At 66.7% G+C, this 22,984-nt stretch carries 25 protein-coding genes; 20 read left to right on the top strand and 5 right to left on the bottom strand.

Annotated elements, in window-relative coordinates:
- Positions 1–17 precede the first annotated feature (17 nt).
- The 20 genes from EPD66_RS08315 to EPD66_RS08220 all read left to right on the top strand — a co-directional run bounded on the left by EPD66_RS08315 (position 18) and on the right by EPD66_RS08220 (position 18,094).
- Positions 18–935: an ABC transporter permease gene (locus EPD66_RS08315; protein WP_142848038.1), complete on the top strand. Its 918-nt coding sequence runs from the start codon at positions 18–20 to the stop codon at positions 933–935.
- Entirely contained in the window at positions 932–1,996 is a 1,065-nt protein-coding gene (locus EPD66_RS08310; RefSeq protein WP_142848037.1) for an ABC transporter ATP-binding protein, read from the top strand. Before EPD66_RS08315 ends, EPD66_RS08310 begins: the two co-directional genes overlap by 4 nt.
- Positions 1,993–3,009: an ABC transporter ATP-binding protein gene (locus EPD66_RS08305; protein WP_142848036.1), complete on the top strand. Its 1,017-nt coding sequence runs from the start codon at positions 1,993–1,995 to the stop codon at positions 3,007–3,009. Before EPD66_RS08310 ends, EPD66_RS08305 begins: the two co-directional genes overlap by 4 nt.
- A 2-nt stretch (positions 3,010–3,011) precedes the next feature.
- The gene (locus tag EPD66_RS08300) at positions 3,012–3,752 is read left to right on the top strand and encodes an aspartate/glutamate racemase family protein (RefSeq protein ID WP_142848035.1); all 741 of its coding nucleotides are present in this window, start codon (positions 3,012–3,014) and stop codon (positions 3,750–3,752) included.
- A 251-nt stretch (positions 3,753–4,003) separates the two neighbouring features.
- Positions 4,004–5,029 carry a sulfate ABC transporter substrate-binding protein gene (locus tag EPD66_RS08295; protein ID WP_142848034.1) on the top strand — a complete coding sequence of 342 codons (1,026 nt, stop codon included), beginning with the start codon at positions 4,004–4,006 and terminating at the stop codon, positions 5,027–5,029.
- A 65-nt stretch (positions 5,030–5,094) separates the two neighbouring features.
- On the top strand, positions 5,095–5,931 hold the full coding sequence (gene cysT, locus EPD66_RS08290; RefSeq protein ID WP_142848033.1) for a sulfate ABC transporter permease subunit CysT: 837 nt from the start codon (positions 5,095–5,097) through the stop codon (positions 5,929–5,931).
- Between the two features lie 12 nt (positions 5,932–5,943).
- A complete protein-coding gene (gene cysW / locus EPD66_RS08285) occupies positions 5,944–6,810 on the top strand; it encodes a sulfate ABC transporter permease subunit CysW (protein ID WP_142848032.1) in 867 nt (288 codons plus the stop codon).
- 28 nt (positions 6,811–6,838) lie between these two features.
- Positions 6,839–7,978 (top strand): sulfate/molybdate ABC transporter ATP-binding protein, encoded by a 1,140-nt coding sequence (locus EPD66_RS08280; protein ID WP_142848031.1) that lies wholly within the window; start codon positions 6,839–6,841, stop codon positions 7,976–7,978.
- 31 nt (positions 7,979–8,009) lie between these two features.
- Positions 8,010–9,260 carry a cation:proton antiporter gene (locus tag EPD66_RS08275; RefSeq protein ID WP_142848030.1) on the top strand — a complete coding sequence of 417 codons (1,251 nt, stop codon included), beginning with the start codon at positions 8,010–8,012 and terminating at the stop codon, positions 9,258–9,260.
- A gap of 142 nt (positions 9,261–9,402) precedes the next feature.
- Positions 9,403–9,903, top strand: coding sequence for a Na+/H+ antiporter subunit E (locus tag EPD66_RS08270; RefSeq protein ID WP_185961306.1), 501 nt, complete (start codon positions 9,403–9,405; stop codon positions 9,901–9,903).
- Entirely contained in the window at positions 9,896–10,183 is a 288-nt protein-coding gene (locus tag EPD66_RS08265) for a monovalent cation/H+ antiporter complex subunit F (protein ID WP_142848028.1), read from the top strand. The genes EPD66_RS08270 and EPD66_RS08265 overlap by 8 nt, the downstream gene beginning before the upstream one ends.
- Positions 10,180–10,515, top strand: a complete 336-nt coding sequence (mnhG, locus tag EPD66_RS08260) for a monovalent cation/H(+) antiporter subunit G (RefSeq protein WP_142848027.1) — start codon at positions 10,180–10,182, stop codon at positions 10,513–10,515. The genes EPD66_RS08265 and mnhG overlap by 4 nt, the downstream gene beginning before the upstream one ends.
- Positions 10,512–10,796 (top strand): hydrogenase subunit MbhD domain-containing protein, encoded by a 285-nt coding sequence (locus EPD66_RS08255; protein WP_142848026.1) that lies wholly within the window; start codon positions 10,512–10,514, stop codon positions 10,794–10,796. The genes mnhG and EPD66_RS08255 overlap by 4 nt, the downstream gene beginning before the upstream one ends.
- A complete protein-coding gene (gene mbhE / locus EPD66_RS08250) occupies positions 10,789–11,505 on the top strand; it encodes a hydrogen gas-evolving membrane-bound hydrogenase subunit E (protein ID WP_142848025.1) in 717 nt (238 codons plus the stop codon). The genes EPD66_RS08255 and mbhE overlap by 8 nt, the downstream gene beginning before the upstream one ends.
- Complete coding sequence (locus EPD66_RS08245; protein ID WP_142848024.1) at positions 11,502–11,834, top strand: NADH-quinone oxidoreductase subunit K; 333 nt, start codon at positions 11,502–11,504, stop codon at positions 11,832–11,834. Before mbhE ends, EPD66_RS08245 begins: the two co-directional genes overlap by 4 nt.
- The gene (locus tag EPD66_RS08240; RefSeq protein WP_142848023.1) at positions 11,835–13,283 is read left to right on the top strand and encodes a complex I subunit 5 family protein; all 1,449 of its coding nucleotides are present in this window, start codon (positions 11,835–11,837) and stop codon (positions 13,281–13,283) included.
- Entirely contained in the window at positions 13,280–14,785 is a 1,506-nt protein-coding gene (locus EPD66_RS08235; RefSeq protein WP_142848022.1) for a proton-conducting transporter membrane subunit, read from the top strand. The genes EPD66_RS08240 and EPD66_RS08235 overlap by 4 nt, the downstream gene beginning before the upstream one ends.
- Complete coding sequence (locus EPD66_RS08230) at positions 14,782–16,434, top strand: proton-conducting transporter membrane subunit (protein WP_142848021.1); 1,653 nt, start codon at positions 14,782–14,784, stop codon at positions 16,432–16,434. The genes EPD66_RS08235 and EPD66_RS08230 overlap by 4 nt, the downstream gene beginning before the upstream one ends.
- A gap of 60 nt (positions 16,435–16,494) precedes the next feature.
- The gene (locus tag EPD66_RS08225; protein ID WP_142848020.1) at positions 16,495–16,863 is read left to right on the top strand and encodes a hypothetical protein; all 369 of its coding nucleotides are present in this window, start codon (positions 16,495–16,497) and stop codon (positions 16,861–16,863) included.
- 187 nt (positions 16,864–17,050) lie between these two features.
- Positions 17,051–18,094 carry a calcium-binding protein gene (locus tag EPD66_RS08220; RefSeq protein ID WP_142848019.1) on the top strand — a complete coding sequence of 348 codons (1,044 nt, stop codon included), beginning with the start codon at positions 17,051–17,053 and terminating at the stop codon, positions 18,092–18,094.
- 81 nt (positions 18,095–18,175) lie between these two features.
- On the opposite strand, the gene EPD66_RS08215 is transcribed toward EPD66_RS08220, so the two are convergent.
- The 5 genes from EPD66_RS08215 to EPD66_RS08195 form a co-directional block, all read right to left on the bottom strand.
- A complete protein-coding gene (locus EPD66_RS08215; RefSeq protein ID WP_142848018.1) occupies positions 18,176–18,916 on the bottom strand; it encodes a proteasome-type protease in 741 nt (246 codons plus the stop codon).
- 13 nt (positions 18,917–18,929) lie between these two features.
- A complete protein-coding gene (locus tag EPD66_RS08210; RefSeq protein ID WP_221930923.1) occupies positions 18,930–19,730 on the bottom strand; it encodes a transglutaminase family protein in 801 nt (266 codons plus the stop codon).
- Complete coding sequence (locus EPD66_RS08205; RefSeq protein WP_142848017.1) at positions 19,727–20,671, bottom strand: alpha-E domain-containing protein; 945 nt, start codon at positions 20,669–20,671, stop codon at positions 19,727–19,729. The genes EPD66_RS08210 and EPD66_RS08205 overlap by 4 nt, the downstream gene beginning before the upstream one ends.
- Positions 20,652–22,091 (bottom strand): circularly permuted type 2 ATP-grasp protein, encoded by a 1,440-nt coding sequence (locus tag EPD66_RS08200; RefSeq protein WP_142848016.1) that lies wholly within the window; start codon positions 22,089–22,091, stop codon positions 20,652–20,654. The genes EPD66_RS08205 and EPD66_RS08200 overlap by 20 nt, the downstream gene beginning before the upstream one ends.
- Before the next feature lie 194 nt (positions 22,092–22,285).
- Positions 22,286–22,984 (bottom strand): FAD-binding protein (locus tag EPD66_RS08195; protein ID WP_142848015.1); only part of this gene is annotated, 699 nt, incomplete at its 5' end.

Genomic DNA, 22,984 nt, shown 5'->3' with positions numbered 1-22,984 from the left:
ACTGCCGGAGACGATTCATGGCAACCAGCTCTGTCGAGCCGAAGACCGCCATTTCCCTCAGCGCCCCGGACGGCGCTGCGGCCCCCGTGCCGCGCTCGCGCGGATATTGGACCAGCGTGCTGATGCGGCTGCGCCGCGATCCCGTGGCGCTGGCCGCCGGCTTCGTCCTGCTGGTCATCGTGCTGATGGCCCTGGCCGCGCCCCTGATCGCGCCGGCCGATCCCTACAAGACGAGCATGATCAACCGCCTGAAGCCCATCGGAACCGAGGGCTTCCTGCTCGGCAGCGACGAATTGGGGCGCGACGTGCTGTCCCGTCTCATCCATGGCGGGCGGCTGTCGCTGTTCATCGGCGTCGTGCCCGTGCTCATCGCCTTCGTGATCGGCTCGCTGATCGGCATCGCCGCCGGTTTCGTCGGCGGCCGGGTCAACACGGCGATCATGCGCACCGTCGATGTCTTCTATGCCTTTCCCTCGGTGCTGCTCGCCATCGCCTTGGCCGGGGCGCTGGGGGCGGGGGTGGTCAATGCCCTGGTGTCGCTGACCATCGTCTTCATTCCCCCGATCGCCCGCGTGGCCGAAAGCGTGACCACGCAGGTGCGCAATTTCGATTTCGTGGATGCGGCGCGCGCCAGCGGGGCCGGACCGATCACCATCATCCGCGTCCATATCCTGGGCAATGTGCTGGGGCCGATCTTCGTCTACGCCACCTCGCTGATCAGCGTCAGCATGATCCTGGCCTCGGGCCTGTCCTTCCTCGGCCTCGGCGCCCGTCCGCCCGAGCCGGAATGGGGGCTGATGCTCAACACCATGCGCACGACCATCTACGTCAATCCCTGGGTGGCGGCCCTGCCGGGGGCCATGATCTTCATCACCTCGATCTCCTTCAACATGCTCAGCGACGGGCTGCGCTCCGCCATGGATGTGAAGCTATGACCGGCTCTCTTTCCGATGCCGCCCGTCCCGATGCCGTCCGGCAACCCGACCTGCGCGACCGGGGCGGTCCGCGCCAGCCCCTGCTGACGGTGCGGGGCCTGAAGAAGCATTTTCCCATCAAGGGCGGCCTGCTGGGGCGCCGCCAGGGCAGCGTCCATGCCGTGGACGGCATCGACTTCCACATCCGCAAGGGGGAAACCCTGGGCGTGGTGGGGGAGTCGGGCTGCGGCAAATCCACCACGGCCCGCCTGCTGATGCGCCTGATGGAGCCCGATGCGGGCGAGATCATCTTCGACGGCGACAAGGTGGGCGCGCCGGGCGGCATTTCCGTCCGCGAGATGCGCCGTCAGATGCAGATGGTCTTCCAGGATTCCTATGCCTCGCTCAATCCTCGCCTGACGATCGAGGATTCCATCGCCTTCGGTCCGGTGGTGCATGGCCTGCGCCGCGAGGAGGCCCGCCGCCGGGCGCAGCGCCTGCTGGACCAGGTGGGCCTCAATCCCCGTCTTTTCGGCGGCCGCTACCCGCACGAACTGTCGGGCGGCCAGCGCCAGCGCGTGAATATCGCCCGGGCCCTGGCGCTGGAGCCGCGCCTCCTCATCCTCGACGAGGCGGTCTCGGCCCTGGACAAGTCGGTCGAGGCCCAGGTGCTCAACCTGCTGGTCGACCTCAAGGCCGAATACGGCCTGACTTATATGTTCATTTCCCACGACCTGAACGTGGTCCGCTATATGAGCGATCGGGTGATGGTGATGTATCTGGGCAAGGTGGCCGAGGTCGGCGCCGCCGACCGGCTGTACGAGGCCACCGCCCATCCCTATACCCGCGCCTTGCTGTCGGCGGTTCCCTCGATGGACCCGTCCCGCCGCACCGAGGCCCCGCCGCTGGCCGGCGACCCGCCCAATCCGATCAACCTGCCCGGCGGCTGCCGCTTCCATCCGCGCTGTGCCCTGGCCCAGGAGGTCTGCAAGAGCCGCCAGCCCGAGCTTCGGCCCGTGCCCGGCGGCGAGCATGAGGCGGCTTGCCTGCTTGTCTCCAGCCATCAGGGAGATGCCCCATGAATGCCGAAGCGCCCCTCGTCGAGATTGCCGACCTGACCGTCCGCTTCCGCACTCCCGGCCGTGTGGTCCATGCCATCAACGGCGTCGACCTGCACCTGAACCGGGGCGAAGTGCTGACCATCCTGGGGGAAAGCGGCTCGGGCAAGAGCGTGACCATGCGGGCCCTGATGCGCCTGCTGCCGTCCCGCCGCACTGAAATCCGGGGGCGGGTCCAGGTGGCGGGCCGGTCCGTGCTGGAGATGTCGCAGCGGCAGCTTTCGGCCTTCCGGGGCAAGGTCGTCTCGATGATCTTCCAGGAACCCATGCTGGCCTTCGATCCCGTCTTCACCGTCGGCGACCAGATCGCCGAAACCGTCTGCCGCCATGAAGGCGTGTCCCGCAAGGCCGGGCTGGACCGTGCGCTGGAGCTTTTCCAGCTCGTGCAGATCCCTTCGCCCGAGCGCCGTTTGAAGGCCTATCCGCACGAAATGTCGGGCGGCATGCGCCAGCGCGCCATGATCGCCCTGGCCCTGGCCTGCCGTCCGCAAGTCCTGCTGGCCGACGAGCCAACGACGGCCCTGGACGCCACGGTGCAGATCCAGATCCTGCTGTTGCTGCGGCGCTTGCAGAAGGAATTGGGCATGTCGGTGATCTTCGTGACCCACGACATGGGAGTGGCGGTCGAGATCTCCGACCGCATCGCCGTGATGTATGGCGGCCGGGTCGTCGAGACCGGGCCGGTGGCCGAGGTGATCGGCAATCCCCGCCATCCCTATACCATCGGCCTGATGCGGTCCCGCGCCTCGGGCGGGATGAAGGGGCAGCGCCTGGACGCCATTCCCGGCGCGCCGCCCGACCTGTCCGACCTGCCGCAAGGCTGCGCCTTCGCCCCCCGCTGCCCGCAGGCCGGGGAAGTCTGCGGCGCCTCGGTGCCGGCAAGCGTGGCGGTGGGGCAGGGCCATGCGGTGAGTTGCTTCCAGGCATCGGCGCTGGTGGATCGGGCGGATGCCCATGTCGGTAGCGGAGTTCCATGACCATGAAGCGTTTTCTCGTGGTCAATCCCAACACCACCGCCTCGATGACCCGCAAGATCGGAAGAGCGGCGCAGGCGGCGGCTTCGGCGGAGACGGTCGTGGAGGCGCGCCATCCCGCCATGGGACCGGCCAGTATCGAGGGATGGTATGACGAGGCGTTCTGCGTGCCGGGCCTGCTGCAGGAAATCGCCAAGGGCGAGGCGGAAGGCTATGACGGCCATCTGATCGCCTGTTTCGACGATCCCGGCCTGGATGCCGCCCGCAGCCTGGCGCGGGCGCCGGTGGTGGGCATCTGCGAGGCGGCCATGCATACCGTTTCGCTGATCGCCCATCGTTTCAGCGTCGTCACCACCCTGTCGCGTTCCGTTCCCGCCATCGAGCATCTGGCGCGGCGCTATGGCATGGCGGAGCGCTGCACCGTGCGCGCATCCGACGTGGCGGTCCTCGACCTCGAAGTTCCCGGCTCCTCCGCCGAGGGCCGCATCGCCGAAGAGATCGCCCGGGCCATTGCCGAGGACCGGGCCGAAGCCATCGTGCTCGGCTGTGCCGGCATGGCCGATCTCGCCCGCCGCCTGAGCGAGCAATTCGGCGTACCGGTGGTCGACGGCGTCGCCGCCGGAATCCGGCTGCTCGAGGTCCTGGCGGCCCTGGGCCTGCGGACCAGCAAGAAGGGCAGCTACGTTCCCCCCTTGGCCAAGCCCTATACCGGCCTCTTCGAGGCCTTCGCACCGGCGGCGCAGTAGCGGCGGGATCTTTCGGCCTATCCCCGCCCGCAACCGATCATCCTCCCTTCTCGCGGGCGGGAGGTACCTCCTCGTCATCCTCCTGCTCCCCCATATGGATGGGAGGAAGAGTGCTATCGATATACAACATAAAAGAGGTGTTTATATATCATTATTGACACTGCGCTGGTGTTAATGTCATCTATCTTCCAACGGCGGACGATGGATTGGACGCTTCGGCCGCGCAGACCCAAGTGAAAAAAGGTTTTCTGATGAAGCGCACGTTCTTGGCATTGGCTTTCGCTGCCGCCGCCGGTGTGGCCGCCGCCTCCGCTTTTCCGGCCCAGGCGCAGGACAGGGCCCCAAGCGAAATTCTCAACGTTTCCTATGATATCGCCCGCGAACTCTATGCCAGCCTGAACCCGGTCTTCGCCGAGCATTGGCAGGAGAAGACTGGTCAGAGCATCGAGGTCAAGCAATCCCATGGCGGTTCGTCCCGTCAGGCGCGGGCCATCATGGAAGGCTTGCAGGCCGACGTGGTGACCTTCAATCAGGTGACCGACGTGCAGGTCCTGGCCGATGAGGGACTGGTGCGCGAGGATTGGCAGTCGGCCCTGCCGCATAACGCCTCGCCCTATTACTCGCTGCCCGCCTTCCTGGTGCGAGAGGGTAACCCGAAGAACATCCGCGACTGGAGCGACCTCGCCCGCGACGACGTGCAGGTCATTTTCCCCAATCCCAAGACCTCGGGGAATGCGCGCTACACCTATCTGGCCGCCTATGCCTTCGGCCTGGAGCAGAACGGCAATGACGACGCCAAGGCTCGTGAATTCGTCGGCCAAGTGCTGGGCAACGTGCCGGTCTTCGATACCGGCGGGCGCGGCGCCACCACCACCTTCGTCGAGCGCGGCATCGGCGACGTGCTGATTACCTTCGAGGCCGAGGTCTACGGCATCCAGCGCGAATACGGCGAGGACAAGTATGACGTCGTCGTGCCGTCCATGAGCCTGCTGGCCGAATTCCCCGTCGCCGTCGTCGACCGCGTGGCCGACCGCCGCGGCTCGCGTCAGGTGGCCGAGGAATATCTGAACTTCCTCTACTCCCCGCAGGCCCAGGAAATCCTGGCGCAGTTCTCCAACCGCGTCCGCGACCCGGACGTCGCCGCGAAATATGCCGACCAGTTCCCCGAGGTGCGCCTGGTGACCGTCGAGGACGTGTTCGGCGGCTGGGATCAAGCCCAGAAGGAGCATTTCGCCGACGGCGGCAGCTTCGACCAGATTTTCGGCCGTCGCCGCTGATCGGTTGAAGGAACGGTTGCGCCGCCCGCATCTTGCGGGCGGCGTGTTGTTGTGAAAGCAGAGTGATGATGAAGTTCCGCCGCGCCCCGCGCGTCATTCCCGGCCTGCCGCTCGCCATGGGCGTGACGTTGCTCTATCTCGGCCTGATCGTGCTGCTGCCGGTTTCCGGCCTGCTGTTCCGGACCTTCGGCCTGGAATGGAGCGAATTCGTCGCGGTGGTCACCCATCCCCGCGCCGTCGCCTCCTACAAGGTGACGCTGGAATCGGCGGCTTATGCGGTGGCCTTCAATGCCGTCTTCGGGCTGCTGCTGGCCTGGGTGCTGGTGCGCTACGACTTCCCCGGCCGGCGCCTGCTGGATGCGGTGATGGACCTGCCCTTCGCCCTGCCCACGGCGGTGGCCGGGGTGGCGCTGACGGCGGCCTTCGCCTCCAATGGCTGGCTGGGGCAGTATCTCGAACCGCTGGGCATCAAGGTCGCCTACACGCAATTGGGCATCATCGTCGCCATGGCCTTCACCAGCGTGCCCTTCGTGGTGCGCTCGTTGCAGCCGGTGATCGCCGATCTGGAACCGGAACTGGAAGAGGCGGCGGAAACGCTGGGCGCCTCGCCGTTCCAGACCTTCACCAAGGTCATCTTCCCGTTGATCTTCCCGGCCTTCCTGACGGGGGTGTCGCTGGCCTTCGCCCGTTCGCTGGGCGAGTTCGGGGCGATCATCTTCATCGCCGGCAACATGCCTTTCCTGACCGAGATCACCGCCCTGGTCATCTTCATCAGGCTGGAGGAATACGATTATGCGGCCGCCACCGCCATCGCCACGGTGGTCCTGGCCTCGGCCTTCGTCATGCTGCTGATCACCAATTCGATCCAGCTCTGGCATTACCGCTACGCGCGGAAGAACTGAGGGAGGCCGAGCATGGCAACCGCCGCTACCTTGCCCACCACAAGCGCCGTTCCGCGCCAGATCAGCCGCAAGGCCCGCCGTGCCGCCTGGACGAGGCGCATCCTGATCGGGCTGGCCTTCCTGCTGACCGCGCTGTTCCTGCTGGTCCCCGTCGCGGTGATCTTCCAGCAGGCCTTCGCGCGCGGCGTGCCGACCTTCTGGGCCAACATCACCCATCCCGAGACGCTGCACGCTATCTGGCTGACGGTGCTGGTGGCGCTGATCGTGGTGCCGATCAATGCTTTCTTCGGCCTCTGCGCGGCCTGGGCCATCGCCAAGTTCCAGTTCCGCGGCAAGAAGCTGCTGATCGCCTTGATCGAGCTTCCCTTTTCCATCTCTCCCATCGTCGCGGGCGTGGCCTATCTGATGGTCTACGGCTCGCGCGGCATCTTCGGCCCCTGGCTGGAGGAACATGGCCTGCAGGTGATGTTCGCCTTGCCGGGGATCGTGCTGGTGACCCTGTTCGTCACCTGTCCCTTCATCGCCCGTCAGGTGCTGGTGCTGATGCAGTCCCAGGGCGTGGACGAGGAGGAAGCCTCGCTGTCGCTGGGGGCGGGGGGCTTCAAGACCTTCCTCTACGTCACCCTGCCCAATCTGAAATGGGCGCTGATCTATGGGGTGATCCTGTGTAATGCGCGGGCGATGGGGGAATATGGCGCGGTGTCCGTGGTGTCGGGTCAGATTCGCGGCCAGACCAACACCCTGCCGCTGCAGGTGGACCTGCTCTATCACGATTACAACGCCGCCGGCGCTTTCGCCGCGGCTTCGGTCCTGGCCGTGCTGGCGCTGATAACGCTGGCGGTCAAGACCATCGTCGAAATCCGCAGCCGCACCGAATGACGCGGCTGCCACGGACAAGGAACCGGACATGATCGAGGTTCGCGAGGTTTCCCGGAATTTCGGCGGCTTTCAGGCGCTGAACAATGTTTCGCTGAATGTCGAGCAGGGCGAGCTGGTGGCGCTGCTGGGGCCGTCGGGCTCGGGCAAGACGACGCTGTTGCGCATCATCGCCGGGCTGGATTTCGCCGATACGGGCAGCATCCATTTCGACGGCAAGGATGCCACCGCCGTGGCGGCGGGCGACCGGCAGGTGGGCTTCGTCTTCCAGCATTTCGCCCTGTTCCGCCACATGACGGTGTTCGACAACGTCGCCTTCGGCCTGAAGGTGCGCAAGCGCTCGGCCCGTCCCTCGAAGGCCGAGATCGCCGAGCGTGTGAACCATCTGCTGCGGATGGTGCAGCTGGAAAGCCTGGGCAAGCGCTATCCCGCCCAGCTTTCCGGCGGCCAGCGCCAGCGCGTCGCCCTGGCCCGCGCCCTGGCGACCGAGCCGCGCGTGCTGCTGCTCGACGAGCCTTTCGGGGCCCTGGATGCCCAGGTGCGCAAGGAATTGCGCCGCTGGCTGCGCCGCCTGCATGACGAATTGGGCATCACCGGCGTCTTCGTCACCCACGACCAGGAAGAGGCCCTGGAAGTGGCCGACCGCGTGGTGGTGATGAACAAGGGCGGGATCGAGCAGGTGGGGACGCCGTCGGAAATCTACGACAATCCGGCGACGCCCTTCGTCTACAACTTCCTGGGCCATGTCAATGCCGTGCCGGCCACCGTCTCGGGCGGTGTGGCGCATCTCGGCGGCCTGCGCATGGGCTTCGCCGAAGGCGAGGCGCCCGAGGGCGTGGGAGCCGGAACGGCTTTCGTGCGGCCCCATGATGTCGAGATCCTGCGTGACGGCGACGGCATCCTCGTCACCATGCGCCATGCCGTAGTCCTGGGGCCGTCGGTGCGCGTCGAGATGGAGCTGGAGAACGGCCAGGCGATCGAGGCCGAACTGACCCGCCACCGCTTCACCGAATTGGGGCTGGAGCGCGGCGAGCGTGTCTTGGCGGCGCCGCGCCGGGCGCAGCTTTTCCTCGATGACGGGCGTCAATACACGGTCTCGTGCTTGACCCGGCCGGTCGCTCCGCGCATTGTCCCTTCCGCCGAAGGGGGTATCCGGCAGCGGCGCCCCTGACGGCCGTTTCATTCCGGGGAGAGGGGCGGATTTGGACAGCATCATCGCTTTCGGGCTCGATATCGCCCTCTTCGTCCTGGCGCCCTGGCTGCTCTGGCGCCTGACGGGGCGGATATTGCCGCTGGCGGTGCTGCCCATCCTGATCGGCCTGCTGCTCGCCTTGGCCGGCGGTCCGGCGGAGGGGATCGACGTTCCCTCGCGGATGGGCGAATTGCTGGGCTGGGCGGGGGTGCTGCTGCTGGCCTTCACGGCGGGGTTGGAAACCCGCCATCCGCCGGGCAGCGAAAGCGAGGCCGGAAACTTCGCCGCCCGCAACGTCTCGGCGGCACGCATCGCCGCCACCGCCGGGGCGGCGCTGGTCCTGCCCTTCGCCGTGGGCTTGGCGGCGTCCTATCTCTTGCTGTTGGATATCGCCGCCTGGCAGGCGCCCGAAGGCGGGCGGCTGGCCGGGGCGGCGGCGATCGGCCTCTGCCTTGCCGTCAGCGCCCTGCCGGTGCTGGTCGGCATCACCCGCGAATTGAAGCCCGCCGAGCGCGGCCTGGGGCAGTTGGCCCTGCGCGTGGCGGTGATCGACGATGCCGTGCTGTGGATCGGGCTGGGGCTGTTGCTGCTGCTGGTCCAGGTCGAGGGCGGGCTGGGCCATTGGGGCTGGCTGGATGCCGTGGCGATCCTGGTCGCCGCCCTGTTGGCCGCCTGCAGCAAATGGGGGGACAGGCTGGGCGGGAGCCTGCCGGGCTGGAGCGCGTGGCCGCTGGCCCTGCTTGCCCTGGCGGCCGGTTCCTGGGCCAGTTCCGAACTGGGCCTGCATTCCCTGATCGGCGCCTATCTGGCCGGGCTGGCCCTGCCGCCCGCCGTCGCCCGCCATTTGCCCGCCGAGCGCCTGGGCCTTGCCGCGCTGATCGGCCTTGCGCCCTTCTTCTTCGGTCATCGCGGCCTGGGCATTGAGGGGGCGGTCCTGGGCTGGGGGGCGATGGTCGCGGCTTTGGGGCTGCTGGTCCTGTCGGCCACGGCCAAGATCGCCGCCGTGGTCCTGGTCCGGCCTTCGCCGCTGATCGGCCGCCGCGAGGCGATGGCCCTGGGCTGCCTGCTGCAATGCAAGGGCCTGATGGAGATCGTCGCCGCCACCATCCTGCGCGACCAGGGCTTGCTGTCGGAGACCGCCTATGCGGTGCTGGTCGCCCTGGCCATCCTCTCGACGGCCATGACCGGCCCCCTGTTCCGCGCCGTCCAGGCCTGGCGCCGCGTCCGCGAGACGGATGGCGGCTCGCGGGTGAGAGGGTGACGGCTTCCTTTTCGTAAGGGCAGGTTTCTCCTTCGCGTCCGGCTCCTGTCCGGGCGCGCCGCAGGACCGGGCAGAAAGACCCTTGTCGCAACAGGGATGAGGACTTAGCTTTCTTTCCGGGATGCAAGCCGGAAGGAGCGCGATGACGAGGCCGAACCTCTTCCTGGCGATCCTGCCGAGGACGGCTTTCTTCATGCTGGCCTGGGTAGGGCTGACGCGGGCGGAACCGGGGGCGCTGCTGCCGGGGGCGCTCGTCGTGGCCGCCGTGGTGGTGCTGAGCCTGCGGCTTCTGCCGCCTCGGCCGCTGTCCCTGCCGTCCGTCCATCTTCTGCCCCTGGCGGGTTTCGCCGCGCGCGAAGCGGTGCTGGGCGGCTGGGATGTGGCATGGCGGGCCTTGCTGCCGGGCCAGCGTCTAGACCCGGCAATGTTCCGCTATCGCCTGCGCTATCCCCATGGCCGCTCGGTCCTGCCCATGGCCTATCTGCTGAGCGCCTTGCCCGGAACCCTGACGGTGGAAGTGGAGGACGGGGAATTGGAGATCCACGTCCTGGACCGGGGACAGGACGTGCAGGCCATGCTGGCCGATCTGGAAAGGCGCCTGGCGGCCGCCCTGCCGGAACGGAAGGGCGGTGCCCATGGATGACGCCCTGCTGGCCGTGGCGCTGTTCCTGCTGCTGACCTTGGCCGCCGGACTGTTGCGGGTGCTGCGCGGTCCGACGGCGGCCGACCGGTTGATGGTGGCGCAGCTGGTCGGCACCACCGGCATCGGCATCCTGCTGCTGCTGGCCGAGGCGATGGACCAGGATGCCGCCCGCGACGTGGCGCTGATCCTGGCCTTCCTGGCCTCGTTGACGGCCTTGGCCTTCGTCCGCCGCTTGTGGTGGCGGCTTTCCCCCCGCGATCAGGACGAGGACCGGCGATGATCCTCGATGTCCTCAGCCTGTTACTGATCCTTGCCGGCGCCTTCTTCTTTCTTGCCGGAACGGTGGGGCTGCTGCGCTTTCCGGATGTCTTCTCGCGCCTGCATGCCCTGACCAAGGCCGACACCCTGGGATTGGGATTGGTGGTCGCCGGTCTGGCCCTGCGTGCCGATGACTGGACAATTGTGGTCAAGCTGCTGGTGGTCTGGCTGCTGGCGCTGGTGGCAGCCATCACCATCGGTCATCTGATCGCCCATATGGCCCTGCGTCAGGGGCTGAAGCCCTGGATGAAAGCGCGGGAAGGGGGCAGGCCGCAACGGGGGGACAAGCGGTGATCGGGCTGGCCTTCGATATCCTGCTGGCCGTCGCCCTGGTCTGGCTGACACGCCAGGCGCTGCTGGGGCCGCATCTATTCCGCGACGTGGTGCTGTTCATCACGGTGGGCCTGCTGGTGGCGCTGGCTTGGGTAAGGCTGAATGCACCGGACCTGGGCCTAGCCGAGGCGGCGGTGGGGGCGGGACTGACCGGCGTGCTGCTGCTCGACGCCCTGGGCCGTATCTCGCGCGGCGACAAGGACGGGCAGGGAAAACGCCGCCGGGGGAAACGCCATGAGTGACCGGCTCGCCCATTGGGCCCTGCTGGTCCTGTCGCTGCTGGCGACCCTTATGATGGGCTGGGGCGTGCTGCGCCTGGAACCGGCGGAAGGCGTGGCGCCACTGGTGGAACGGCATATCGGGGAAAGCGGCGCGTCCAATCCCGTGACCTCGATGCTGCTGAATTTCCGCGCCTGGGACACGCTGCTGGAAATCGCCGTGCTGCTGGCCGCCACGGTGGCGCTGTTCGCGTTGCGTCCCATCAAGGGAGCCTCGCCCGCCGCGATGGAGCCCCTGGCGGTCGGTCCGCCCTCGACGCCGCTGCTGGACTGGTTCGTGCCCCGCCTGGTGCCGCTGGCGGCCTTGATGGCGGGCTATCTGTGGTGGGTCGGTTCCAGCCGACCGGGCGGAGCCTTCCAGGCCGGGACGGTGCTGGGCGCGGCTTTCGTCCTGCTGCTGATGACGGCAGGCGCGAAGGCGCCCGATGCCAATGACCGGCGTTTCCGCCTGCTGCTGGCTTCTGGCCTGTTGGTGGGCTGCCTGCTGGCCGCGCTGCCGCTGCTGGGAGGCTTGGGCTTCATGGAATATCCGGAAGGATGGGCCAAGGGCCTGATCCTCGCCATCGAGGCCCTGCTGACCGCCTCCATCGCCGCCTGTCTGGTGGAACTGGTGCTGGGCGTGCCGCCGCCGCATGCGGGCGTCGTGCATCATCCCCGGAAGGAGGCGCCATGATCACCCAAGGCGAGATCTACGCCCTGGCCGGTCTGGCGGTCTTCGCCGTCGCCCTGCACGGCCTGTTCGCGCGGCGCCATCTACTGCGCAAGATCGTCGCCATCAATATCGCGGGCAGCGGCGTCTTCCTGTTCCTGGTGGCGGTGACGCGCAGCCCGGAAGAGGGCGTTCCCGATCCGCTGGCCCAGGTGATGGTCTTGACCGGCATCGTCATTTCCGTCTCGATCGCCGCCTATTCCCTGTCGCTGCTGCGCCGCATCGTCGACGACAGCGGCAGTCCCGTCCTGCCGGAAGACGGCCCTCCGCCCCAAGAAGACGAGGGGAAATAGGTGCTCGATTCCCTGGTCCTGGCAGTAGCGAGCGTGGTGCTGCCCCTCGTCGCGGCGACCCTGTCCTTTTTGTTGGGGCGGCGTTCCGCCCCCTGGCTGCCGCTGGCCTTCGGCTTCGCCATCCTGGCCGCCGTCCTGCCGCTGGCCGGAACGAACGGGACGCAGAGCTTCGCCTTGGGCGGCTGGGCCGCGCCCTTGGGCATCGAATGGCGGCTGGACGGGCAGGCGGCACTGATGATGGTGGTCACCGCCATCCTGGCCCAGGCGGTGGCGCTGTTCGCCGCCGGCCATCTGCCGCGCGAGGAATTGCGCCGCGAGGCCGGGCGCTTCTGGCCGCCCTTCCTGTTCCTGTGGGCGGCGATGAATGCCGTCTATTTGTCCAACGACCTGTTCAACCTGTTCGTGGCGCTGGAACTCGCCAGCCTGTCGGCGGTGGTGCTGGTGACGCTGAAGGGCAAGGGCGAGGCGCTGACGGCGGGGATGCGCTACCTGCTGGTCTCGCAAGCCGGGTCGCTCAGCTATCTGGTCGGCGTGGGCTTTCTCTATGCCGGTTTCGGCACCTTGCATTTCGGGCAATTGGCCGAACGTATCGAAGCCAATGACACGGCCCTTCTGGCCCTGGCGCTGATGAGCGTCGGCCTGTTCGCCAAGACGGCCTTCTTCCCGCTGCATATCTGGCTGCCGCTGGCCCATGGCGCGGCGCCGGCCCCGGCCAGCGCACTTCTGTCAGGGCTGGTGGTCAAGGCGTCCTTCTTCGTGCTGATGCGCCTGTGGATCGAGATCATGGGGCCGGTGGCGGGCGAGGGCGTGCGGCAACTGGCCGGCTGGTGCGGCGCGGCGGCGGTGATTTGGGGCTCGCTGTTGGCGCTGTGCCAGACGCGGCTGAAGCTGGTGGTGGCTTATTCGACGGTGGCGCAGCTGGGCTATCTGCTGCTGGTGCTGCCCCTGACCTTCCAGCCGGGCGAGGCCGCGCGCGACGCCCTGGCCGGGATCATGCTGCTGGTCGTCGCCCATGCCTTCGCCAAGGCCTCGATGTTCCTGGCCTGCGGCCTGATCCTGGAAGCACTGGGCCATGACCGCCTGAATGCCATCGAGGGCGCGGCCCGCCATATCCCCATGACCGTCTTCGCCATGGGGCTGGCGGGGCTGACCCTGGTCGGTCTGCCGCCCAGCGGCGGCTTCGTCGCGAAATGGCTGCTGATGACGGCGTCGATCCAGACCGGGCAATGGTGGTGGGTGCCGGTGCTGCTGCTGGGCGGGCTGCTGGCCGGGGGCTATGTCTTCATGATCCTGGCCCGCACCTTCCGCCAGCCCGAGGAGGTGACGGATTTCCGTCCCATTCCGCACGGCCTGGAAATCCTGACCCTGTCGCTGGGCGTGGCCTCCACCCTTCTGGCTTTCTGGGCGCAGCCTTTCCTGCGCATCGCCGATGCGGGGATGATGCGATGACTTGGGAAATGCTGCCGCCGCTGGTGATCCTGTTCAGTTCTTTCCTGCCGGGGCTGGTGATCTTCTTCCTGCCCGACGAGCGTGCCGTGCTGCGCACCACCCTGAACATGGCGGGTGCGGTGCTGAAGCTGGTGATGATCGGGGCCATGCTGTGGGGGGTATGGCGCGGCATGCGCTTCGAGGTCGCCTTCGAGATCGTGCCGGGGGTGAATTTCGTACTGCATACCGACGCCCTGTCCATGCTGTTCATTTCGCTTTCGGGCGTGCTGTGGTTCCTGACCACCATCTATGCCATCGGCTATTTCCGCAATTCCCCCAATCGCAGCCGTTTCTTCGGCTTCTTCTCGATCTGCGTCTCGGCCACCACCGGCATCGCCATGTCGGGCAATCTGTTCACCCTGTTCCTGTTCTACGAGATGCTGACCTTCTCGACTTATCCGCTGGTGGTCCATCGCGGCAGCGAGGCGGCCTTGCGGGCGGGGCGCATCTATCTGGCCTATACCCTGACCGGCGGGGCGGTGGTGTTGGCGGGGCTGGCCTGGCTGACGGTGCTGGCCGGACCGGTGGATTTCGTCGAGCGCGGCGGCGCCCTGAGCCATGTCGGGCCGGGCAACGAAGCCGCCCTGGTGGCCATCTTCGCCCTGCTGATCGGCGGCTTCGGGGTCAAGGCGGCGCTGGTTCCGCTGCATGGCTGGCTGCCCATCGCCATGGTGGCCCCGGCGCCGGTCAGTGCGCTTCTTCACGCCGTCGCGGTGGTCAAGGCGGGGGCCTTCGGCATCCTGCGCGTGATCTATGACATTTACGGCATCGATAAAGCGGCGGAACTGGGCGTGCTGCAGCCGTTGGCGGTGCTGGCGGCGGCGACCATCTTGTGGGGATCGCTGCGCGCCCTGGCGCAGATGGACCTGAAGCGGCGGCTGGCCTTTTCCACCGTCAGCCAATTGTCCTACATCGTGCTGGGCGCTTCGTTGCTAGGACCGGCGGCGACCATCGGGGCGCTGGTCCATGTCATCCATCAGGGCGTGATGAAGGTCACCATGTTCTTCTGCGCCGGAAATCTGGCCGAGACGCTGGGGATCCATCGCATCGACGAGATGAAGGGCGTGGGGCGGCGCATGCCGCTGACCATGGGCGCCTTCACCCTGGCCGCCTTGGGAATGATGGCCGCCCCGCCGATGGCCGGTTTCATCACCAAATGGTATCTCGGCCTGGGCGCGCTGGAGGCCGGGCAGGGCTGGGCCTTGGGGGTGCTGCTGATCTCCAGCCTGCTCAATGCCGCCTATTTCCTGCCGATCCTGCGCACCGCCTGGTTCGACAAACCCGAAGAGGGTGTGTGGCAGGAGCATCTGCCGCGCGGCCGTTGGGAGACGTCGCGCGCCTTGCTGTTCCCGCCGCTGGTCACCGCCGGTCTGGCGCTGCTCTTTGGCCTGTTCGCGGGAAGCCCCTTGAGTCCCCTGAGCTGGGCGACGCTGATCGCCGCCTTGGAATATGTGGCGCCATGACGATGCTGCTGTCCCTGGCCCTGCTGACGCCCCTGGCGCTGTTCCTGCTGGCCATGACCCGGAAGCGGGGCTGGGCGGCACGCCTCGCACCCGTCGCCCCTTTGCCGGCTTTGGCGGCGGCCTTCCTGGTGCCGGTGGGCAGCGAGATGGTGCTGCCCGACCTGCTGCTGGGGCTGCGGCTGGGGATCGACGGACCCGCCCCGGTCTTCCTGGCCTTCACAGCGTTGATCTGGGCGGGGGCGGCCTGGGCCATGCGTGCCGATCCGCAGTTGCTGGAAGGGCGGGCGGGGGCACGTTTCCTGCTGGCCTTCCTGGCGACCATGACCGGCAATCTGGGCGTGGTGCTGGCCCTGGACGGGCCGGGATTCTACCTGTTCTTCACGGTGATGACCTTCGGCGGCTATGGCCTGATCGCCCGCCAGGACGGGCCGGAAGCCGCCTGGGCGGCAAAGCTCTATCTCGGCCTCGCCCTGGTGGGTGAGATGGTGATGCTGGCGGGATTCCTGCTGGCCGAGAGCGGTGCGGCGGCCCTGGCCATTGGGCTGGCCTTCTATTTCGGCATGGGCGTCAAGCATGGCGTCCTGCCGCTTCACGCCTGGTTGCCGCCTGCCCATGGCATCGCCCCGGTCCCGGCCAGTGCCCTGCTGTCGGGTGCCATGCTGAAAGCCGGGCTGCTGGGCTGGATGCGTTTCCTGCCGCTGGCCGAGGATGCCCTGCCGGATCTCTCCGGACTGATGGTGGCGGGCGGGCTGGCGGCGGCCTTCCTTGCCGCCTTGGCCGGGATCATGCAGAAGAAGGCCAAGATGGTGCTGGGCTATTCCAGCATCAGCCAGATGGGCATCCTGACCGTCGGCTTCGGTTTGGCCTCGGCCGATCCGTCGCGCTGGTCCCTCGTCCTGCCCGCCTTGGTGCTGATGGCGCTGCATCACGCTTTGGTCAAGGCGGCGCTGTTCCTGGGCGTGGGCTCCAGCCGTGACGGGACCTTGGGGCGGCTGGCCTTTCCGCTGCTGGTGCTGTTGTCCCTGGCGATTGCCGGTTTCCCGCTGACCGGCGGCGCCCTGGCGAAGCTATGGCTGGACGAAGTGGGCGGCGGCTATGAGATCGACATGGCCTGGACGGGCGCCCTGGGCCTGCTTCTGCCCTTCACCGCGACCGCCAGCACCTTGCTGATGGCCCGCTTCCTGTGGCTGGTGCGGCCCGGAACCCCTCCGGCGGTGGCCGCGCCGGTCACGCCCGCGCCCTTCCTGCTTTTGGCCGTGGCCGGTCTGGTTGGACCTTGGTTTCTGCTGCTCGCCCAGCACGATGCGCCCCTCCTGCTGGCCCTGGCGCCGGACCATCTGTGGAAGACGCTGTGGCCGGTGCTGTTGGGCCTGGTGCCGGTGGTTGCGGCCTTGCGGTCCGGGCGCGGGATGCCCTCGCCGGTGCCGCCCGGCGATGTGGCGGTGTGGCTGGCCGGGCCGCTGTCGCGCCTGCCGCGCTTCCTGCCCGGCGGCGAGGGCAAGGACGTGGCGCCGCCCATGCCGGTCCATCTCGCCTTGCCGTCCCTCGCCAGCCGGATCGAGCGGGAATGGCGCCGTTTCCCGCTGATCGGGGTGGCCTATCTGCTGTTGCTGCTGGCCCTGGCCTTGATGGCGGGCTTTCCGGCCTGAGCGGAACCATCCCTCCGGTCTCGTGTTCGAGGGGAAGGGACGACCGAGACGGAGGACGCGATGGCCACCACCGAAACTTTCGAAGGATATGTTCTCGACATCGCCCGCCTGCGCGCCACGGCCAAGCAGGACTGGCTACAGCGCGCCCGTGCCCATACCCGCGACAGCCTGTTGGAGGAAGGCTGTGCCGATAGCGGCTATGCGCTGGTGGCCGAAGACGGCTCGGCGGTGCTGCTCGACCCCGACGCCACCCCCAAGGTGGTTGCCCGCGTGCGGGAAAGCCGTCACCCCCACGGTATCCGCCTGCGCGCCCGCCGCGCCGATGAAGGCGGCGCCATGCATACCCTGGACATCGAGGAAGTGGACGAGACGACCCCGCGCCACGGCCGGAAATGGGATCCCTGGGGGCCCGACGACGCCGAGCACTGATTCCCGCGACTTTCCTGCCGAGCCTTCTCTTCTTCTCGCCTGGCGGCAGAGCCAAAAAAGAAGTGCTGGAAATTCACCTATGATTATCTCGTGCGCGAGAATGTTTCTTCAGGGTTGTGAAATGTGCCGGATCCGATTAGCTTTTGAAGGCTGGCAACCATAGGGGGTGAAATTGGATCCAGTCTCAATGTTGAAGACGCTGTTTCCGACGCGTACGGAGCGCTATTCGATAGGGCTCCCGGGTAGCAGTGGAAGCATCAAGAGAGCGGACGCGTTCGGCCCCGCGGTACTCCTGGGGGGCGCGCTTCGTCTTCCTGACTACGCCAAGACGTCCGGCATGGATGCAAGCCTGTTAGCGCAACTCGGTGGAAGCGGAGCGGGCGCGTCCGGCGAAAGGCAGACCCTGAAGAAAGTAACCAGCGTATGGGGTCCCCTTATGGGGGGCGATAACAGCCATGCCGTGGCCGGGGTGGGGCGGAGTATCAAGGTCGGCAACAGTTCCGTGGTCGAGGCGTCAGGAAGTGCCAATGTCCAGGCCGGCTCGAATACGACCGTTTCGCTTTCGGGTACCCTCTCCAATAACGTGCGGGTGGGGGATTCCAGCCTTGTTCTCGGCGGCGGTGGCCGGGACATGATCTTCGGCGGCCATAATGCGGTGGTCCGAGGCGGGGACGGGGATGACTATATCTCGGTCAAGGACGGGTCAATCGTCACCGGAGATGGCGGGAACGACACGATTATCGCTGGACGCTATTCGATCATCGATGGTGTTGAGGGAAACAATACGATCACAGCCGGCGCCGGCAGTACCGTGACCGGCGGCAAGGGCAATGATACCATCACCGTTGAACGGGCCAGCACGGACAAGAACACCTACGATCCTGCGAAGATTGTTGGCGGCCAGGGCGATGACGTCATCACCATCCGCAACACCGCCGCTGATATCGAATATCGCCGAGGCGACGGGAGCGACATCATCAGAGGCGACCTGGGCGAGAGCACGCTGACCCTTGTTGGATTGCGCCAGAACGAGGTCGGCTTCACGCTGGTCCAGACCGGTTCCGGAAGCTATGACATGATCGTCACGATCAACGGAAGCGACGACACCATCACCATCAAGAATGCGGACAGTGTCGCAAATGCCAATTTCAGCATCAGCTTCCGTGGCGGTTCTGAAGTGCTGCTGGGCGAGAAGTTCCACGAGTTGCTGGCGGCGCAGCCGGTCTTTTGAGAAACGGCTGGCCAAAGGAAGCATAGAGCTTAGGCTGCATCTGCTAGAAGTCTTGGCAGATGCAGCCTTTGTCTTCTAGCCTTACTCCTCCTGCGCCCAGGACGGATCGGGAAGCTTGCTGAACAGGTTGCGCAGGCCTTCGCCCCAGCGTTTGCGCAGGCCTTGCCAATAGGGATCGTTGTCGTTGATACGGGTGCGGACGCTGGCGCGCAGCGTGTCCACCGGGCAGATCACCAGATCCAGCGGCGGAGCCACCGACAGATTGCCCTTGATGGTGGAATCGAAGGAGACGAGGGCACATTTTGCCGCCTCGATCAGCGGCGTCTGGGGCGTCAGCACGCGCTCGATGATGGGCTTGCCGTATTTGGTCTCGCCGATCTGCATATAGGGCGTGTCGTCGGTGGCTTCGATGAAATTGCCGGCGGAATAGACGTTGAACAGGCGCATCCGCCGGTTCCTGATCTGGCCGCCGACGATCAGAGAGGCGTTGAAGTCGGCGCCGTGTTCCTTGAGATGCTCGCCGTCCTGGACGTAGACCTCGCGCACGGTGCGCCCCACCAGCCGGGCCACTTCATACATCGACTCGCAGGCATAGAGGCTGCGTTCGGGATCACTGCTGCCCAGGCGGTCTTCCAGCAGGCTGATCACCGATTGCGTGACCGCCAGGTTTCCGGCGGTCAGGATGACGATGATGCGGTCGTCGGGATCGTCGAAGACGAAGCATTTGCGGAAGGTGGCGACACTGTCCACCCCGGCATTGGTACGGGAATCGGCGACGAAGACCATGCCGGCATTCAACCGCATTCCCAGACAGTAAGTCATTTTTCGGCTTGTCCTAGTTTTGAAGCTGCTCGACCTGCAGACGGACCATCAGGTCCTCTCCCATTCCGCCGGCCCTGCTGCCGATGACCGGCCCGGCGCTAGCATAGTCGAAGCCCACGGCCAGGCGTACATAGGAATCGGTGGCCGATTGGCGGTTGGAGGGATCGAAGCTGATCCAGCCCACGTCCTCGACATGGGCCTCTGCCCAGGCATGGCTGGCCATGCCGTCATGCTCGCCGGCTAGATAGCCCGAGACATAGCGGGCGGGCACGCCGATGGCGCGGCAGCAGGCGATGAAGACATGAGCATGGTCCTGGCAGACCCCGCAGCCGCGGGCCATGGCCTCGGCGGCGGTGGTCTCGGCCCCGGTGGCACCGACCAGATAGGGCAGGCGGTCGGCGATCGCCAGCATCAGGCCGTGCAGGGCGGTGATGCTGCCCTTGGCCTTACGCATGGGGGCGAAGGGCGCGGCGAGGCCGCGCAGGGCGTCATCCAGGGCCGTCAGCGGCGTCTCGCGCAGGAACATGCCGGGCGGCAGGCCGTCGTCCAGGGGCAGCATGCCGCTGGTGTCCTGGGTCTCGACCTCACCTTCGACCAGGATGCGCAATTCGGTGTGGTTGGCTTGGCTGGCGACATGGGCGCGGTTGCCGAAGCCGTCGATCCACGGCACCAGGCTGGTGGGGCCCGAAACCGTCCAGGACAGCACGCGCTGGCAGCGGTCGGTGCGGGGCGTCAGGCGCAGATACTGCACCGCCCGCCGCGCGGGTTCGGCGGAGGTGTAGAGGGTTTCGTGCCGGATGCGGATCTTCATCATTCCACCATCATGAAGTCGCGTTGGATGCGCTGGCTCAGTTCCCCCATCTGGCGGGAGAAATCATCGAGGAAGACATGCAGTCCCAGCCGCATCAGGTCGGAGACCTGCACGCTTTCCAGGCGGTGGAGCAGGTCGCTGGCCTGTTTCGAGGCCGGGAGGCCGGGATTGAGGCGGTTCAGGATTTCCGTCCCCTCGCGCAGCGAGGCCATCAGCGAGCGGGGCATGTCGTTGCGCAGGATCAGAAGGTCGGCGATCTTGTGGAAGTCCAGGCCGGTGGCATAGATCTCGCGGTAGCTCTTATAGGCGCTGAGCGCCTTGAGCAGCACGGTGGCGCGATAGAAATCGGGGCCGCCCTTCTGGCCGGGCGAGAAGATGTCGCCGGCCAGCCCTTCCCATTTCACCCGCAGCAGGCGGGCGGTGTTGTCGGCGCGTTCGAGCGAGGTGCCAAGGCAGGAGAACCAGAAGCCTTCCGAGCGGCGCATCGAGCCGTAAAGGGCGCCCCGGAAGAGGTGCGAGCGGTCGCGCACCCATTCCAGATGCTCGCTCACCCCGGTGCGGCGGAGTTCGGGCCAGGTCAGGCCGGTGATGCCCAGCCAGGTATGGTTCAGCCCTTCCCACAATTCGGCCGTCAGCAGGTGGCGGCTGGCCCGGGCATTCTCGCGCGCGCGCCACAGCGAGGCGCGGATGCTCGAGGAATTGTGGTTGTCGAGGATCATGTAGCTGAGAACACGCCCCTCGGTGACTTCTTCATAGCGTTCATGGAAATCGTCCAGGGCGCCGGTCATCCATAGCGGCGCTTCCCAGTCCTGGCGCCGCTTCTCCTCGCCGCGCGAGGGCAGCAAGGCGGATTCGCAGCTGACCTGCAGCAGGCGGGCGATGTTTTCCGCCCGCTCCACATAGCGGGCCATCCAGAACAGGTTGTCAGCTGCGCGACCGAGCATGATTGCCCTCCAAGACCCAGGTATCCTTGGTGCCGCCGCCCTGCGACGAATTGACCACCAGCGAGCCCTTGTTCATGGCGACGCGCGTCAGGCCGCCGGGCACCACCATCGTCTTGCGTCCGGCCAGGACGAAGGGACGCAGATCGACATGACGTGGCGCCACCCCCCGGTCCACATAGGTGGGGCAGGTGGACAGGGACAGGGTCGGTTGGGCGATGAAGCGGGAGGGCTCGGCCTTGATGCGCTCGCGGAAGGCAGCGATCTCGGCCTTGGTCGAGGTCGGGCCGACCAGCATGCCATAGCCGCCCGAGCCGTGGACTTCCTTGACCACCAGTTCCTCCAGATGCTCCAGCACATAGGCCAGATCCGACGGGCGGCGCAGATTCCAGGTCGGCACGTTCTTGAGGATGGGTTCCTGCCCCAGATAGAAGCGGATGATCTCGGGCATATAGGTGTAGACGGCCTTGTCGTCGGAGACGCCGCCGCCGATGGCATTGGCGATGGAGACCCGGCCCAGGCGATAGGCCGCCAGCAGGCCCGGCACGCCCAGCGAGGAATTGGGGTTGAAGGCCAGCGGGTCCAGGTAATCGTCGTCGATGCGGCGATAGATCACATCCACCCGTTTCGGGCCGTGCGTGGTGCGCATGAAGACGGTGCCGCCATCGACGAACAGGTCCTGGCCCTCGACCAGTTCCACGCCCATTTCCTGGGCTAGGAAGGCATGTTCGAAATAGGCGCTGTTGTATTGGCCGGGCGTCAGCACCACCACGGTCGGGTCGTCGACGCCACGCGGGGCGACGCTGCGCAGGGTCTCCAGCAGCAGTTCCGGGTAATGGTTGACCGGGGCGATGGAATGGCTGGCGAACAAATCGGGGAACAGGCGCATCATCGCCTGCCGGTTCTCCAGCATGTAGGACACACCCGACGGCGTGCGGGCATTGTCTTCCAGCACGTAGAAGGTTTCGGCATCGACCCGCACCACGTCGATGCCCGCGACATGGGCATAGACTTTCTGCGGCACCTTCAGGCCCAGCATCTCGGGGCGGAAGGCGGGGTTGGTCAGGATCAGTTCGGGCGGCAGGATACCCGCCTTCAGGATGTCCTGGTCGTTGTAGACGTCGTGCAGGAAGGCGTTCAGCGCCTCGACGCGCTGGATCACTCCGCGCGAGATCAGGTCCCATTCCTCGGCGGCGAGGATGCGCGGCACGATGTCGAAGGGGATCAGCCGCTCGACGCCGCCGTCGGCGCCATAGACATTGAAGGTGATGCCGAGGCGGCGGAAGATCAGGTCCGCCTCGCGGTGGCGCTTTTCCAGTTCCTCAACCGGGATCGAATGCAGCCAGGATCCGTAAACGGCGTAAGGGGCGCGGATATTGCCGCCTTCGCCATGCATTTCATCGAAGTACCGTCTTTCCCCCATACTTTCCCTCCCGCATGCCACGGTGAGAAACTAGCAAGAAGCAGGCCATAGCCGGGCGGCACGGCCTGCCGGGGAAGCGAAAGCATTGGGTGCCTAATATTGCGGCAAAGCGTGTGGGGCTGATTGCCGTCTGGGCAAAAGAAAAGGGAGGCCGTAAAGCCTCCCTTTCCCGGACGGTCCCGCAGGTGCAGGGATTATCCCAAGCTCTTGTCCAGTTCGGGAATCACTGTGAACAGGTCGCCGACGAGTCCGTAATCGGCGACCTGGAAGATGGGCGCCTCTTCGTCCTTGTTGATGGCGACGATGATCTTGGAATCCTTCATGCCGGCGAGGTGCTGGATGGCGCCGGAGATGCCGACGGCGATGTAGAGTTCCGGGGCGACGATCTTGCCGGTCTGGCCGACCTGGAGGTCGTTGGGGACGAATCCGGCATCGACGGCGGCGCGCGAGGCTCCGACGGCGGCACCGAGCTTGTCGGCGACGGCCTCGAGCAGCTTGAAGTTCTCGCCCGACTGCATGCCGCGCCCGCCCGAGACGATGACCCGTGCGGCGGTCAGTTCGGGACGTTCCGACTTCGACAGTTCCGAGCCGACATAGGACGAGGTGGCGGGATTGTCCGCCGCGCCCGCTTCCTCGATGGCCGCCGCCCCGCCGCCGGCGGAGGCCGCCTCGAAGGCGGTGGCGCGCACGGTGATGACCTTCACCGCATCCTTGCTCTGCACGGTGGCCATGGCGTTGCCGGCATAGATGGTGCGCACGAAGGTGTCGGGGCTTTCGACGGCGACGATCTCCGAGATCTGCGCGACGTCGAGCAGGGCGGCGACGCGCGGCAGGAAGTTCTTCCCGAAGGTGGTGGCAGGCGCCAGGATGTGCGAATAGCCCCCGGCCAGCTT

Origin of the sequence: Telmatospirillum sp. J64-1 (genome assembly GCF_006980715.1) — a bacterium.
Taxonomy (GTDB): domain Bacteria; phylum Pseudomonadota; class Alphaproteobacteria; order Rhodospirillales; family Magnetospirillaceae; genus Oleiliquidispirillum; species Oleiliquidispirillum nitrogeniifigens.
Note: the sequence above shows the minus strand (reverse complement) of the source record. Positions and strands in the feature narration are given on the sequence as shown.